The organism is Carnimonas nigrificans ATCC BAA-78 (assembly GCF_000526695.1).
Classification (GTDB): Bacteria; Pseudomonadota; Gammaproteobacteria; order Pseudomonadales; family Halomonadaceae; genus Carnimonas; species Carnimonas nigrificans.
Genome location: NZ_JAGO01000013.1, coordinates 16,351 through 30,949, shown reverse-complemented (window position 1 = coordinate 30,949; position 14,599 = coordinate 16,351). Strand labels below are relative to the sequence as shown.

11 protein-coding genes are annotated in these 14,599 nt (G+C 58.5%); 7 read left to right on the top strand and 4 right to left on the bottom strand.

Features of this window, described 5'->3' with window-relative positions; all coding sequences use genetic code 11:
• Positions 1–86: 86 nt before the first annotated feature.
• Positions 87–1,208, top strand: coding sequence for a glycosyltransferase family 4 protein (locus L881_RS0107695; protein ID WP_025733117.1), 1,122 nt, complete (start codon positions 87–89; stop codon positions 1,206–1,208).
• Here the strand turns inward: L881_RS0107695 and L881_RS0107690 are convergent.
• Positions 1,184–1,933, bottom strand: a complete 750-nt coding sequence (locus tag L881_RS0107690) for a 3-deoxy-D-manno-octulosonic acid kinase (RefSeq protein WP_025733116.1) — start codon at positions 1,931–1,933, stop codon at positions 1,184–1,186. The genes L881_RS0107695 and L881_RS0107690 overlap by 25 nt on opposite strands.
• A gap of 151 nt (positions 1,934–2,084) precedes the next feature.
• On the opposite strand from L881_RS0107690, the gene L881_RS0107685 reads away from it, so the two are divergent.
• From L881_RS0107685 to L881_RS13050, 4 genes are all read left to right on the top strand, one after another.
• A complete protein-coding gene (locus L881_RS0107685; protein ID WP_245587950.1) occupies positions 2,085–3,200 on the top strand; it encodes a glycosyltransferase family 9 protein in 1,116 nt (371 codons plus the stop codon).
• Entirely contained in the window at positions 3,197–4,627 is a 1,431-nt protein-coding gene (gene hldE / locus L881_RS0107680) for a bifunctional D-glycero-beta-D-manno-heptose-7-phosphate kinase/D-glycero-beta-D-manno-heptose 1-phosphate adenylyltransferase HldE (protein ID WP_025733114.1), read from the top strand. The genes L881_RS0107685 and hldE overlap by 4 nt, the downstream gene beginning before the upstream one ends.
• A gap of 2 nt (positions 4,628–4,629) precedes the next feature.
• Positions 4,630–5,952 (top strand): lipid IV(A) 3-deoxy-D-manno-octulosonic acid transferase, encoded by a 1,323-nt coding sequence (gene waaA, locus L881_RS0107675; protein WP_025733113.1) that lies wholly within the window; start codon positions 4,630–4,632, stop codon positions 5,950–5,952.
• A 173-nt stretch (positions 5,953–6,125) separates the two neighbouring features.
• A complete protein-coding gene (locus tag L881_RS13050) occupies positions 6,126–9,077 on the top strand; it encodes a DEAD/DEAH box helicase (protein ID WP_025733112.1) in 2,952 nt (983 codons plus the stop codon).
• A 200-nt stretch (positions 9,078–9,277) separates the two neighbouring features.
• Here L881_RS13050 and L881_RS0107665 read toward each other — a convergent pair whose 3' ends face one another.
• The gene (locus L881_RS0107665) at positions 9,278–9,481 is read right to left on the bottom strand and encodes a hypothetical protein (RefSeq protein ID WP_025733111.1); all 204 of its coding nucleotides are present in this window, start codon (positions 9,479–9,481) and stop codon (positions 9,278–9,280) included.
• Between the two features lie 23 nt (positions 9,482–9,504).
• A complete protein-coding gene (gene rpiA, locus L881_RS0107660; RefSeq protein WP_025733110.1) occupies positions 9,505–10,209 on the bottom strand; it encodes a ribose-5-phosphate isomerase RpiA in 705 nt (234 codons plus the stop codon).
• 581 nt (positions 10,210–10,790) lie between these two features.
• Here rpiA and ilvA point away from each other — a divergent pair.
• Both ilvA and L881_RS0107650 read left to right on the top strand, forming a co-directional pair.
• Positions 10,791–12,356, top strand: a complete 1,566-nt coding sequence (gene ilvA / locus L881_RS0107655; protein ID WP_025733109.1) for a threonine ammonia-lyase, biosynthetic — start codon at positions 10,791–10,793, stop codon at positions 12,354–12,356.
• A 270-nt stretch (positions 12,357–12,626) separates the two neighbouring features.
• On the top strand, positions 12,627–13,112 hold the full coding sequence (locus L881_RS0107650; protein WP_025733108.1) for a universal stress protein: 486 nt from the start codon (positions 12,627–12,629) through the stop codon (positions 13,110–13,112).
• Positions 13,113–13,231: 119 nt separating this feature from the next.
• On the opposite strand, the gene pyrC is transcribed toward L881_RS0107650, so the two are convergent.
• The gene (gene pyrC, locus L881_RS0107645; protein ID WP_025733107.1) at positions 13,232–14,284 is read right to left on the bottom strand and encodes a dihydroorotase; all 1,053 of its coding nucleotides are present in this window, start codon (positions 14,282–14,284) and stop codon (positions 13,232–13,234) included.
• Between the last annotated feature and the right edge of the window lie 315 nt (positions 14,285–14,599).

Sequence of the window (14,599 nt, the reverse complement as noted above, 5' to 3'; positions counted from 1 at the left end):
TTGAGCAAAGAATAACGGGTGTGGCGTGCGATGGGGTAACTCGCCCGATGCACGCCACATGATGATAAAGGGAAGGGACTGTCGGTATGAGTGAGGGCGTACTCGAAATGTGTATGTCGCGAGGCTGGGGGGGGCTGGAAATGTACCCTTCTCGCCTTGCTCCCGCACTATCCAATCGTGGCTGGCGAGTGCACTGCGTGACGCTGGAAGGGGCGCGTCTGGGGGAAGAAATGCGTAAACAGGGTGTCGAAGTGCTGGAGTACAGCTCTGTTACTCGCGCCCTGTGTCGCGTATGTCGCCTGCGGCGCTGGATTCGTGCGCGCAAGATTTCGGTGCTGCACTGCCATAAATCCAGCGATTTGCGCCTCGCTGCACTGCTTAAGTCGGGTATGCCATCACTGCGCATTGTCTTCACCGAGCACATGGGCGTTAGCAGGCCCAAGCGCGATCTGTACCACCGCTGGGCGTTTGGCAAGGTCGATCAGGTCATCTCGATCAGTGAAGCGACACTGGCGCGCAATAAAAAGGCGCTGCCGGTGGCTCCCGAGCGCATTGCGCGGCTCTACCATGGTGTGGATGTGGCTGAATTTGGTGCCCACTCTGGGATGGCTCAGCAGCAGGTGCGCCGTTCGCTGGGCATTGAGCAGAATGATATTGCGGTCGGGCTGGCTGCACGTATCACGCCAGGTAAAGGGCATGATGTCTTTCTCGACGCTTTAGCACAGTTGCCTGCGTCCAGCCGCGTGCGCGGCCTGATTATTGGCGGGCTTGATAGTTCATGCGGCAGCAGCGAGGAGTTTGTCAGCGAACTGCGCCACAAGGTGGTGGCGGCAGGGCTTGAGTCGCGTGTGCAGTTTGTAGGATTTCGCAGTGATCTGGCGGATGTGCTAGGGGCGCTGGATATCGTCTGTGTGCCGTCGCCCAATGAAGCCTTTGGCCTGACGGCCATTGAAGCCATGGCGATGTCGCGGCCAGTGATCGGCTCTGACTCAGGCGCACTGCCTGAGATTCTCGGCAACGGCGCCGGTATTCTGGCTGATCCGCAGCAGCCTTCAGAGTGGTGTGAGGCCATTGTTCGGCTGGAAAACGATGCTCGCCTGCGTGACGAATTAGGCAAGGCGGGGCGTGCACGGGTAGAACAGCAGTTTTCTCTGGAGCGCCACCTGGACACGCTGATTAACTACTACCGTGGGATACCGGTTTCCTGATAGCCCCGCTGGATCGCTTCCAGCAGTGCGGTGCTGCGCTGTGGCGCGAACTTTTCCAGAGAGCGCCCGAGCCGCTGAAGGTTGGCTTCCTGCCAGCGGCCACGCGTGCGCAAACGGCAGCGGTCCAGATCAATGATCCAGGGCTTGCCGCGCTTGTCGATTAGCAGGTTGCGGGCGTTCAGATCGACATGATCAAGCCCCAGGTCGTGAGCGTCGCGAATCAGCCGCCCAGTCTGCTCAAGAGTCGCGTTGTCGATACGATCAAGCAGGGCGGCCAACGGCGTGGCGCCTTCGATTCTGGCGCTGAGAAAGGCCGCCTGATAGGTCACACCCGTGCGCCAAACGCAGGCGCCGACCGGTTGTGGTACGGCCAGCCCACGTTCTTTCAACGTCGCGGTCAGGCGAAACTCCCTGAAAGCGCGCGTGGTGTTGACGCCATGCCACCAGTAGCGCTGGCGGTTTATCCGTGCGATGGCGCCGCCGCGCCGATAGGGGCGCAGTACCCACTGAGCCTCGGTATCACTTGCCATGCTTTCCGGTGTTACAAAAAGGCTCTCGCCACGCCCTGGTGCTTTTGCCACGATTGTCTGCTGGTGCTGCCAATAAGAGGGGGTGAATAGCGGCTCAAGTTGCTGCACAGCCTGCTCCCCCTGACCGACTCCGCAAAATTGGTCGGCTTCATATAGAATGTAGGTATTCGCGTGTTGTAGATAAGTAATCGACATGCTGTTCCAGGGGCGGTAGGCAGTACTTTATTGGCACACGTCTATAGTGCACGTATTTAGGGCGAAGCGTAACGTTTGGCGCATGGCTATAACGCTGGTGCCTGTAGAGAATACGGGCGCGGCGTCGCTTTCGATATATGGGGACACGTTTTTGAGTAACAACTCACTGCTGTCGGCAGCGCCGAAACGCATCTGCGTACTTAGACTCTCAGCGTTGGGCGATGTCTGCAACCTGGTTCCGACGGTGCGTGCGCTGGCCGCGCGCTGGCCCGAGGCGCATATCACCTGGATTGTGGGCAAGGCGGAATACAGCCTGCTCAGCGGCATTGATGGCATTGAGCTGCTGGCCTATGACAAGAGTACCGGGCTGGCGGGAATGCGCGCCTTATGGCGACAGTTGAAAGGCCAGCGCTTCGATATCCTGCTGCATATGCAGCAATCGCTCAGGGCCAGCGTGCTATCGCTGGGCATTCGCGCGAACATGCGTCTCGGCTATGACAAGGCGCGCGCCAAGGATCACCAAACTTGGTTTACCAACCGCCGTATTGCACCGCACGCTCACGCTCATGTGCTTGAGTCTTTCATGGATTTTGCGGGCGCGCTGGGGCTGGATACCAGAGAAGAACTGGCGCAGCTACGCTGGGATCTGCCCATTCCTGCATCGGCATATCAGGAGGCTGATGCCCTTATTGGCAGTCGTCCGGCGCTGGTGATTAGCCCATGTGCCAATCCACGGCTGCGTAATTATCGTAACTGGTCGGCTGAAGGTTACGCGGCAGTAATTGAGCACGCATGGCGTAAGTATGGACTTACTACCTTTCTGACCGGTGGAAACAGTGAGGTGGAGCAGCAGATGGTGGCACGCATCAGCGAGCTGAGCCGTCATCTTGGCGAAGGGCAGCCGGTCAGTTTGCTCGGCAAGACATCATTGAAAGGGGTGCTGGCCGTTATCTCGAAAGCGCGCATAGTCATCGCGCCGGATTCAGGCCCCGTGCATATGGCCAACGCGCTAGGAACTCCAGTGGTAGGACTCTATGCCACCACCAATCCGGAGCGTGCGGCCCCTTATTTATGGCAGCATTACGTGGTCAATCGCTACCCTGACGCCGTGCGTGCCTACATGCAAAAAGCGCCGGACCAGATTACCTGGGGAGCGCGTGTGCGCCACCCCGATGCGATGTCGCTGATTACCAGCGCTGACGTATGCACGCAGCTCGATCAGCTTTACCAGGATACTCAAACGCAAGTCGCGGGAGACAGTGAGTGAAACTCGACATAGATGCGCTGGATGCGGCGCGCGTATTGGTAGTCGGCGATGTCATGCTTGATCGCTATTGGCATGGGCCAGCTTCGCGGATTTCGCCCGAGGCGCCCGTGCCGGTAGTGCGAGTGGATGAAGTCGAGGATCGCCCCGGTGGCGCAGCCAACGTAGCGCTTAATATCGCTTCTCTGGGGGCGTATGCAGGGCTGATTGGGCTGGTTGGCGATGACGAAAATGCCGAGCTGCTTGCCAGCGCGCTGGAAAAAAACAGTGTCGCTCCGCACTTTCATGTGAATAGCGATGTACCGACGATCACCAAGCTGAGGGTGATGAGCCGCAACCAGCAGCTGCTGCGCCTCGACTTCGAAGTGCCGCTGATTCACGTAGATAAGGCACCGCTGCTGCAACAGGTTGAGCAAACCCTGGGCGAGTGCGATCTGATGATCCTGTCAGACTATGGCAAGGGTACGCTATCGGATGTGCAGGCGTTGATTCAGGCTGGCCGCAAGGCGGGCAAGCGTGTGCTGGTCGATCCCAAGGGCACCGACTTCTCGCGCTATCAAGGGGCAAGTCTGATCACTCCGAACCTTAGCGAGTTCGAGGCAGTGGTCGGGCCTTCCGCGAATGACGCCGAGCTGTTTGCCAAGGGTGAAGAGCTGCGTGAGTCATTGGGCCTTGAAGCGCTGCTGATTACTTTGTCGGAGCGCGGCATGGTATTGATTCGTGAAGGTGCCGCGCCGCTGCATCTGCCTACTCATGCCCGCGAGGTGTATGACGTTACCGGCGCGGGGGATACGGTCATCGGCGTGCTGGGGTTGGCACTGGCGGCGGGCAAGTCGCTGGAGCAGGCGCTGTGGCTGGCCAACTTCTCGGCAGGATTGGTGGTCGCCAAACCCGGTACCGCGACCTTGACGATGGCCGAGCTGTATGGCGCGCTGCACGAACATGGCTTCAGTATTGAACCCGCTGATACCGGCGGGGCTGCGTTGGCGGGGCTGGTGCGTTCGGCGCAGGCGCGCGGCGAGCGGGTGGTCATGACCAATGGCGTCTTCGATATTCTCCACTCTGGGCACGTAGGCTATCTCGAAGAAGCGCGTCAACTGGGCGATCGTCTGGTCGTGGCGGTCAATGATGACGCTTCGGTGCAGCGCTTGAAGGGGCCGACGCGGCCGATGAACTCCCTTGAGCAGCGGATGCGCGTACTGTCGGGGCTGGCCGCTGTGGATTGGGTTGTGGCGTTCAGTGAAGATACGCCGCAGCGCTTGATCGAAACGGTGCTGCCCGATGTGCTGGTGAAAGGCGGCGATTACCGTGTGGAAGAGATTGCAGGTCATGAAGCGGTACTTGCCAACGGTGGTGAAGTCAGGGTGCTGAGCTTTGAAGATGGTGTTTCCACCACGGGCCTCATCAATAAGATCAAATCGCGGACCTGATTGTGGGCAGACATCTCTACAGCACGCTGCTCTATTTCTTATCGCCCTTGGTATGGAAGCTTGTCTGGCGTGAGCAGCTTCCGCGCCATTCGCGCGCCGAGCGTCTGGGCTGGATAGAGAAGACGAACGACAAGCCGGTGGTCTGGGTGCACGCTGCATCAGTGGGGGAGGTGATGACCGCCGCGCCGGTCATCCGTAATCTTATCAACGATAATCCTGACTATCAGGTTATCGTAACCACGATGACGGCCACTGGGGGCGAACGGGTAATGGCGCTGTTTGGCGACGAAGTAAGTCATCACTTCGTTGCGCTCGATTTCCCTCATGCCACGCGCCGGATGGTGCGCAGTCTGGACCCTTCCCTGCTGGTGATTATCGAAACCGAGCTATGGCCTAACCTGATTCATGCCGCTGCCGATCATCAGGTGCCCATCGTGATGGTGAATGCGCGCATCAGTGAACGCTCCTTCCGCCGCTATGCGCGCTTCCAGATTCTGGTGCGCGACGTGCTGGAAAGGATCAACTGGGTGGCGGTGAAAAGCGGCGAGGATGGCAAGCGTTTCCGTGCGCTGGGCATGGGAGCCAAAAGCATTACCGTCACCGGGCCGCTTAAATATGATGTGGTAGTGCCGCCCGAAGCGGTAACTGCCGGGAAGGCTCTGCGCGAACAGATCGGCGCGCGTCCGGTGTGGGTAGCAGCTTCAGTGCGTGAAGGGGAAGAAGAGAGCGTGCTGGAAGCGCATCAGGCAGTGCTGACGCAACATCCCAACGCCCTGTTGATTTTAGTGCCGCGCCATCCGCAGCGGTTTGATGAGGTCGCGCTGCTCTGCGAATCGCGTTTCGGCATTTTGAGCATCGCCCGACGCAGCCTTAACGAGCGCATCGACCCATCGGTCAGCGTGTATGTCGGTGACACCATGGGCGAGCTGATGACGTTATACGCCAGTGCGGATATCGCCTTCGTTGGCGGTAGTCTGGTGCCTGTGGGCGGCCACAATCTGCTGGAACCTGCCGCGCTGGGGCTGCCGGTAATCAGCGGCCCGCATCTCGCCAATATCACCGAGGTGGCTGAAGAAATGAGCGCTCATGCTGCTCTGCAGAAGGTCGAAAATGGTGACGAACTGGGCGCGACGGTGAATGGCTGGCTGGCCTCACCCGAGCAACGCAAGGCGCGGGGCGCTGCTGCTTTCGATGTGGTGGAGCGCAACCGTGGTGCCGCCGAGCGCATACGTGAGCACTTGCTAACCATGGTGCATCCGCTCTCTGCTGAAGCCTACAGTGCACAGCAGCAGCAGTTTTCTTCCCGTCAGCAGCACGAGCAGTAACAGGCTCACGCGCACAGAGTGTGGTGCGAGTGCTTCATCAATAAGCCATTCATCCCTGACCGTTGCAGTTCTTTGCAACGGTTTTTTGTACGCCCACGATCGCTGTTTTGCTTGTGCCCACTGCCAAAAACGCCCTAGCATGATGGGTTTTCGTGATTGGCCGGGATGTTGAGATGGGGTCAGGTTATACAGGTACAGGCGCGCTTGAATATGTATTGGCGCCCTATAGCCACGACGATCTAGCGTTGGTTGAATGCTATTTGGTGTTCAAGCGGCGTGACAGCACCATTGAAGGGGTTGAGCGTATAGCCCTCAGCGGACTGGCAGCACTCACTGGTATCCAGCTCACGGAGCAGGACCATCAGCTCTCCACGTTGGCAGCGCAGCAGCATGATCCCGAGGTGTTGCGGCTTGATGAGGCGGGCGCTGAAGCCATTCTCACTCTTCTTTTGAATACTGAGCGCTTCTCGCTGCACAACGTGGATGGTCTCGCCTTGACCCAAGGGGCACCACGCGGTGTGAAGCTCGACTGGCGGCCTGCCAGCGGCCCGGGTGACTTCTATCAGCTGCAATGGTTAGCGGCCGATCCCGCCGAGCACTTTCAGCGCGTATTGAGCACCTTCCCACCGCACTATCTCGATCTCTATCACGGGCAAATCGGGGCGCTGACCACGGGCCTGAGTGACACCATGATGCACAAGGCGCAGCACGGTGCGCTGTTCGGTATTGATGAGGCGGAAGCGCTGCGTGCGGAGATGCTTGAACTGGGCGGGGTTGTGCCGCCTCCGTTGGCACAATCTTCCAACAGCGCCTTCGCGATGGTGCCGCAACTGACCCTTGGCAGTCGTCGTGAGCGGGTGTATCAGCCCCGCAGCGGCCGCATGGTGGTACGCCAACGGCATCGCGCAGCACTCGCCTTCAGCTATGGCGGTGTGGTGGTGTCAGGGGAGACGCCGCGAGCCATATCGGTAAAGCATGATGGACAAACCTGGCAGGTAAGCCGCGACCGTGGTGCTGAACAGCAGGCGCGTGCGAAGCTGGGCGAGTGGGGTTTCCGCATTGCCAAGCGCCGTAGCGAGGCGCTGAGTGAAGCCTGTGGTGAAGCCTTCGAGATGGGCCTTGAAAATGGCTGGCTGACGTTTGCACGACGCGGGCTTGCCGCCTTGCGTGATGCCGGTTGGCATATCGTGATGCAGCCCGATTTTGCTTTCAATATTGCGTCCATTGAAGGCTGGTATCTGCATTTCGACCCTGAGCAGTTTCCTACCGATATCAGTTTTGGCGTGCACGCCCGGGATATGGAAGGGAACGCCTTCGATATTGATCTACGTGCCGCGCTGGCGCGGGCCATCTCGCGCAATCCTCAGCGCTTCAGTATCGAGGCGTTAAGTGCCCGTGACGATAATAAAGCGCTGGTGCTTGAGCTTCCTGCCGAACTTGATCGTCCCACCATGCGCCTGGCGCTGCCGTATCCGCGTCTGCGCCGATTGCTGGATGTGTTCACTGAGCTGCGCCTTGACCCTGCTGCCTTTATCGAAGGGGAGCCGCTGCGCTGGTCGCGGCTTGAGTTGCAGCGCTTGTTGCCGCTGGTAGATGACGAAATTGAATGGCCTGATCAGCGTGTAGTCGCGTGGTTGAAACAGTTCCAGCGTGAGCAGAATGAAGCAGCTGAAACCGTGGTGCCAGCGCAACTGAATGCCACCCTAAGAGGCTATCAGCGCGAGGGGCTGGGCTGGCTGAAACGGTTGCAGCGCGTGGGCGCAGGCGGGTTGCTGGCTGACGATATGGGGCTGGGTAAAACCGTCCAGGTGATCGCCTTTCTGCTGGGGGAACAGCCTTCGGCGACAGCGCCCTCGCTGGTGGTGGTGCCGACCAGTCTGTTAGCCAACTGGCAGGATGAGTTCACCCGCTTCGCCCCCGGACTTTCCGTACTGACCCTGCACGGCAATGCTCGCCATCAGCATTATCAGCGCATCGACCAATACGCTGTAGTGCTGACCTCGTATCCGGTGCTGGTGCGCGATGTTGAGGTGCTGGTTGATCGTGTGTTTCATACCGCAATCTACGATGAAGCTCAGGCGCTTAAAAATCCCACCAGCCGCACGGCAACGGCGGCGCGTCGGTTGCGCGCTGGCATGCGCCTCTGCCTCAGCGGTACGCCGGTCGAAAATCATCTGGGCGAGCTATGGTCGCAGTTCGAATGCCTGATGCCGGGGCTGTTGGGTAAGCAGGAGGAGTTCAATCGGCGCTTCCGTCAGCCTATCGAAGCGCGTGGGGATCGCACGCGGCTGGAGCTGCTGCTGGCACGTCTGGAACCCTATCTGCTGCGTCGCACCAAGGAAGAGGTGGCCGCCGATCTGCCCAGTAAAAACGAGATGGTGGTCAGGGTCGAGCTGGAAGGGCAGCAGCGCGAACGCTATGAAGAGATGCGCAGCCATATGCTGGCTTCCATTGAGGAGCGGCTTAACAGAGAGGGCATGAATGCCAGCCGTATGCTGGTGCTTGAAGCGCTGCTGCGGCTGCGTCAGATCTGCTGCGACGCGCGTCTGGTCGGTGGCGTCAGCGGTGATGAAACTCGGCCTGATGCGGACTGGCAGGAAGGGGATTCAGCCAAGCTGGGGGCGTTGATCGACATGCTCGGCCCAATGCTGGCGGCGGGGCGCAGAGTGCTGATCTTCTCGCAGTTCACGAGCGTACTCACGCTGTTGCAGGACGCATTCAACGAGCGCGCCTGGGAATATCTGGTGCTGACCGGTGAATCCCAGGATCGGCGTGAACCGGTGCGTGCCTTTCAAGCCCATGAAGCCCAACTGATGCTGATCAGTCTGAAGGTGGGCGGTACGGGGCTTAATCTGACCGCTGCCGATACGGTTATTCTGTTCGACCCATGGTGGAACCCTGCCGTAGAGAACCAGGCCATCGACCGTGCGCACCGCATCGGTCAGGACAAGACCGTATTCGTTTACCGCCTGATTGCCCGCGGTACGGTCGAAGAGCGTATTCGCGTGATCCAGCGCCGCAAGGCTGCGTTGAGCAATACGCTGCTGGAAGGCGAAAGTGGCCTCGACTGGTCATTTGATACCGCGACGCTCAGAGAGCTGTTTGCCCCACTGGATGAAGAGTAGCGGGGTGCGCGCGCCAAACGATTCCCAGCGCGCTTCTTCATTACGGTTTTCGGCAGTAGTGAATATCATGCACTGACAAAAAAGCGGGCCATCGCGCTGCCCGCTCCTCTCTTCCTTCCCTTCCTTGAAATTATAGGTACTGCGCTGCTAGTGAGTACTTGCAAAGGGCGTCAGAAAGGGAAGCTCCCACCGGTACGCTGCTAACGCCGCTTGGCTCTTATCGCCAATGTCCAGGCGATAAACAGCACGATCAGCACACTGACAATGCCGGCAGCAAATACCCAGTAGGGGCCATTGGCGCGCCAGTAGGCAATGGCTTCGGGGGTAGCTTCACGTTTGGCCAGCGCGCTGTTCGCGTAGCACAGCAGCACGGCGATAAACGGATAGCTGAGTAAGCGGCGCATAATTTCTCCTGTGAATGGGGCGTCTATCTAGTGCGGCGTTCGCTGCGGGCAACACCGTCGCCGCAGCCCAGCAGCAGTATATCGGCGCCGCGATGGGCGAAGAGGCCGTTGCACACCACACCGGCAATGCCGTTGATGGCATCTTCTGTGGCGCGCGGGTCTTCAATCATGAAGTTGTACAAATCGAGAATCTGATTGCCATTGTCGGTGGTGACACCTTCGCGGTAGACCGGATTCGCTCCCAGTTTGACCAGCTCCCTTGCGACATAGGAGCGGGCCATGGGGATCACTTCGATGGGTAGAGGGAACTGGCCGAGGATATCTACCTGCTTGCTTTCGTCGGCAATACAGATGAAGGTCGTTGCGCTGGCGGCGACAATTTTCTCGCGTGTTAACGCTGCGCCGCCACCCTTGATCATTGCCAGGTCGGAAGTAATCTCGTCAGCACCGTCAATATAGAAGGGCAGCGTACCGGCGCTGTTGAGATCAACCACTTCTATTCCTTCTGATCTCAGCAGTGCTGCGCTGGCATCAGAGCTGGCAACTGCTCCGGCGAAGCGATCCTTCAGGGCGCCAAGCGCTTTTATAAACAGCGTAGAGGTGGAGCCTGTTCCCACCCCGATAATGGTATCGGCATCGAGGTGCGGTGCAATTTCTTCAATGGCGGCTTCGGCCACCGCCTGTTTCAGTTGGTCTTGCCGCTGAGCGGCTTTGTTCCGCGCTGACATCACAAGCTCCAGAATGCCGCCTCACGCGGCACACGTAACGTTCGATATTGATGTGTTGATGCATGAAGATCACTCATCGCGCTGGCCAGGCGTTGTCTGAATGGTGCCTGTCTGGGCATTACGCAGGTATGCCGCGAGATGCCTTGAGGCGATGCGCCATGCCTCTTGCCGTTCCATGAGGCGATGCTCAGGCCAGTCCCCAGGATTCCCAGTATAAAACGCTCGTGGATGTGAAGCGAAATTTGCTGGAATGATGCATCGTGATTCCACATCTCGCCGAGCGGCAATTGCCAGCGATTAACATCGAATACGGGGGCATCTACCGGGCGCGAGGGTATAAAAACGCGTGACAAGCGCCTATGATCGAAGATGATGTCGCGCAAAGAGATACTGTGCTTGCCCTTCGCTGCCGCGACGCAAGGCGCGGTTTCTTCTCTTTCCCATGACGCACAACTCATATTGATGGTTTGGCGCAGCGGCTTCTCCCTGCTGAAGATGTTTTCTCTGGCTGGCGTAAAGCCTTATCTCTTCATCTCACCGGGAAGTCGGCGACCGAGCCTTTTTTGCCTCGGAACACATTTATGTCAGACAGTTCGAAGCTCAGTAGCGATACCACCAGCGACGTAGCGAGCTATGTCAAAAAGATCCTTAACGCGCGCGTTTACGGTGCCGCTATTGAGACGCCCCTCTCCGCAGCTCCCTTTCTGTCCAAGCGTTTGAACAACACGGTACTGATCAAGCGTGAAGATCTTCAGCCGGTCTTCTCGTTCAAGATTCGCGGCGCTTATAACCGTATGGCGCAGCTCACTGACGAGCAAAAAAGCAAAGGCGTGATTACCGCGTCGGCGGGCAACCATGCGCAAGGCATTGCGCTGGCAGCGCAGCAAATGGGCATCAATGCGATTATCGTGATGCCGCGCATTACGCCGGATATCAAGGTGGCAGCGGTGCGTGCACGAGGTGCGGAAGTAGTGCTGCATGGCGATGCGTTCAACGCGGCACTCGAACGCGCTACCCAGCTTCAGGCGGAGCATGGGTATAGCTATATCGCGCCCTTTGATGACCCTGACGTGATTGCCGGCCAGGGAACGGTCGCCATGGAGCTGCTGCGCCAGCATCAGGAACCCATTGATGCGGTCTTTATCCAGGTGGGCGGGGGCGGCCTGCTGGCAGGCATGGCGGCCTATATCAAATACCTGCGTCCTGATACCAAAGTGATTGCGGTGGAGCCTGAGGATGCGGCGTGTTTCAAGGCGGCCCTCGAAGCAGGGGAGCCGGTTTCGCTGCCATCGGTGGGGCTTTTTGCCGAAGGTGTGGCGGTGGCACGGATTGGCGAGGAGCCATTCCGGCTGGCGAAATCGCTGGTGGATGACGTTGTCACGGTAACGACCGATGAAATCTGCGCGGCGGTCAAGGATATCTTCGAAGACACGCGCGGCCTTGCTGAAGCATCAGGGGCCGTATCTCTGGCGGGGCTGAAGAAATATGCGCAGCGTCACGCGCTTGAAGGGAAAACACTGGCCTGTGTGAATTCAGGCGCCAATACCAACTTTGATCGCCTTCAGCATATTGCCGAGCGTACTCAGCTGGGCGAACAGCGTGAAGCGATTCTGGCGGTCACCATTCCTGAGCAGCCGGGCAGCTTCAAACGCTTCTGCCAGACCATCGGTGAGCGCATGGTGACTGAATTCAATTATCGCTACGCTAGCCCTGAACGCGCGCGTATTTTCCTCGGTGTGCAGGTCGTCCCTGGGGGTAGTGACCGCAACGCGGTGATTAGTGCGCTACAAGAAGCGGGCTATCCCGTTGAAGATCTCTCCGATAACGAGCTGGCCAAGCTGCATGTGCGCCATCTTGGTGGCGGGAGAGTCCCCGGTGATGCGCCCTCCGGTATGCAGGAAGCACTCTATCGGTTCGAATTTCCGGAACGCCCCGGCGCACTGCTCAACTTCCTCGATCATCTGCCGGAAAGCTGGAATATCTCGCTGTTCCACTACCGTAACCACGGTGCGGCCTATGGACGAGTGCTGGTGGGCATGCAGGTGCCGCAGCAGGAGTTGGAAGGGCTGGAATCCCACCTCGATAAAATTGGCTACAGCTACTGGAACGAGAGCGATAACCCGGCGAATAGCCTGTTTTTGCAATAGCGCGGTGGAACATCGTTCGCGTAGGCGGTAGCCCATTGCCAATAACGGATGACGCTGCGCTGCATCAAAGCCGGTAGCGGTCCGAGCTTTCAGGAAAAGCGATGTTTCACGTGAAACACCGCTTTTTTTGCGCCCTTGGCTTAGACCTATTGACTAGCCCTGCGCGGGGCTTGAAGCACGCACTGGGGAGGTTTCGGCGCTATAGTAGGCTAGGTCATGCAATGTGCGTGGCTTTTAACGCTGCCACCTTTATCCATGGAGGGCTTGCTCATGGCGCAACTGAATACGATTCTGCTGGCAACTGACTTCTCGGAAGGCTCTGTCAAGGCTGCGGCCATGACGCTCACTCTATCGTCGCTGTCGGGAGCCAGCGTTCACGTAGTAAACGTGGCGCTGCCGCTCTCGCAAAGTTCAGGCGTCGAAAGCACGCTGTTTGCCCACTCGGTGGATGCCGATACCATCAATGGCGAAATCGTGGATGATGCGGTACGCCGTCTGAATGAATTTACCGATACCCATTTGCGCTCATCGAGCGACATTCAGGCCGGAAGGATAGAGACCCGCGTCATTCAGGCATCGCTCCCTGACGAGGCGATTATCGAGGAAGCCCTGCGCATCAAGGCTGACCTGATCGTCATGGGAACTCATGGACGCAGGGGCTTGCGGCGTGTCCTGCTGGGTTCTACCGCCGAACGGGTAGTGCGTGCTTCTCCCGTGCCGGTGCTCTCTACCAGAGACCCGGGCGAACTGGAGTGAACCGGCGTAAGAACGTTAGCAGGCAGTGATAGTGCTGTTGTGTGAGGAACGGCGTAATGAACAAAGGCGGGCATTTAATGCTCGCCTTTGCTGTTTTCAGGGAAGGAAACTGTGCTCGCTTACTTCTGGACACCCCAGCGAGTGCTGGCTCCCCCGATAAACGGATGCAGAACGGTATCCCCTTCGCTTATGGTATCCGGATAGTGGGTTTCGTGACGCACCAGCTCGATGGTGCCCTGGTTAACCGGCAGCTTGTAAAAGTTCGGCCCATTCAGCGAGCAGAAGGCTTCCAGATGCTGTAGCGCCTGCTCTTCCTCGAAGACTTCCGCATAAACGCCCAGTGCAGCGGGGGCATTGAAAACGCCTGCACAGCCGCATGTGCTCTCTTTTGCATGGCGAGGGTGCGGTGCTGAATCGGTGCCCAGAAATACACGTTCACAGCCACTGGCAACCAGCGCACGCAGTGCCTGCTGGTGAACATTGCGCTTGAGAATGGGCAGGCAGTAAAGGTGAGGCTTGATGCCGCCCACCAGCATGTCATTGCGATTATGGCGCAGATGCTGGGGCGTAATGGTGGCAGCAATATAGTCGTTGCCCGCCTGCACATAGGAAGCGGCGTCGCGAGTGGTAATGTGCTCCATCACGATGCGCAGCTCCGGGAAGTTGCGCCGCAGCGGCTCAAGCACCGTCTCGATAAAGCGCGCCTCGCGATCAAAGATATCAATATCGGGAGAGGTGACTTCACCGTGAATCAGCAGCGGCATGTCAATCCGCTGCATGGTGTCGAGCAGCGGGTGAATATTGGCAATATCGCTGACGCCGTGGCTTGAGTTGGTGGTGGCATTGGCGGGGTAAAGCTTCGCTGCCGTAAATACTCCTTCGCGATGGCCACGCTCCAGCTCTTCAGGACTCAGCGTATCGGTGAGATAGCAGGTCATCAGCGGCGTGAAGTCGTCCCCTTCGGGAATGGCCGCGATAATCCGCTCGCGATAAGCGATGGCTGCATTCACGCTGGTAATGGGGGGCACCAGGTTAGGCATGATGATTGCGCGGCCAAAGTGAGCGGTTGTGCTGGGCAATACCGCTTGCAGCATTGCACCGTCGCGCAAGTGAAGATGCCAGTCGTCAGGGCGGCGCAAGGTAAGTCGTTCGGGGGCAGAAGCTGAAGTCATGGTGATCGGTCGCTTGGTAGAGTGGGGACGTTATTTTGCCGTGGCGTCAAAGCGATTGCCATGCGCGTCGCGATGAGGCATTAAACGGCGTAACATGTTTGGCGATTTTACTGCTGGTAAAATGCGGCGACTGTGGTCTACTTTATCGCCGCAGGGGCATGAGCGCCATGGTTGCGGGCGCGAGGGATAGTTAATCAAGTGAACGATAATGAGAAGACGTAAGCCCGACCTGATGGTCATCCTTTTTGTAGTATTTGGTGTCGGTATGGTTGCCACGGGCTATGCGCAGGCCATGCTGAGCAGTTTCTGATTCCT